Below are 268 nucleotides of genomic sequence, written 5' to 3' on the forward strand. Positions count from 1 at the left end.
CGCGGGACTGAGCGCTCATGCGCGCGGTCCGGGCACGAGGATGCCCCCGAGTCGACTCCTCCTATGCGCCATGCGGCCCCCAGGGCACGTAGATGAGACCCAGGACACCGTAACGGTGGGCGCCGCCCACCGGTCAGCGGCCAGAGCATGGGGGGCACGCCCGGTCCCGTTCCGAACCCGGAAGCTAAGCCCCATCGCGCCGAGAGTACTGCGGGGCCAGCCCGTGGGAGGCCAGGGCGCCGCTGACCGGTGGACGGCACCGAGCCGT

Annotated in this window: 1 rRNA gene; it reads left to right on the forward strand. The window is 73.1% G+C overall.

The annotated features are described in order from the left end of the window. The first annotated feature begins 132 nt into the window (after positions 1–132). A 5S ribosomal RNA gene (rrf, locus tag DXB53_RS09535) occupies positions 133–248 on the forward strand. Positions 249–268: the final 20 nt, after the last annotated feature.

Origin of the sequence: Collinsella sp. OM04-5 (assembly GCF_003439125.1) — a bacterium.
Taxonomy (GTDB): Bacteria; Actinomycetota; Coriobacteriia; order Coriobacteriales; family Coriobacteriaceae; genus Collinsella.